The following is a 382-nucleotide window of genomic DNA, read 5'->3' as shown; positions in this document are numbered from 1 at the left end:
CCTCTGCAGTGCGCGCGCCCAGCGGCATATCTTGAGGTGCGTCGGCGAGAAGCTGCCCAACGTCGACTTGGCCCGGCGCGGAGTGTTCGGAGGTGATCTGGTTGGGAAGATCGACAATGGGGGCCGCCGACCCCGTGCCGAGATTGGAGGCGGCATCAGCTACCTTCATTTCGGGTACAGGCGGCTGAGATTGCTCGGGCGGTGCGGCGCGCAGCACCTCCGCGCGCGCATCAACGACCGCGCTCCACCTCGTCCCGTTCTCGTCCAAACTGGCGGTGCGGTCTTTGGCCATGGGAGCCCGAATGGGCTTCTTCACCGTCGCGATGCCCTCGGCCAGGAACCAGCATTTGCGGCGACCGTCCATTCGGTAGACCCAATGCTG

The 382-nt window shown here is 65.7% G+C and carries 1 pseudogene; it reads right to left on the bottom strand.

Annotated elements, in window-relative coordinates:
* Positions 1-364 (bottom strand): annotated as a pseudogene (locus tag AC0L3B_RS38580) (hypothetical protein); the annotation flags it as partial.
* Positions 365-382: the final 18 nt, after the last annotated feature.

The sequence above is a fragment of the Bradyrhizobium sp. Kon56 genome (genome assembly GCF_055807635.1).
This window is presented reverse-complemented; position numbering and strand designations above follow the sequence as displayed.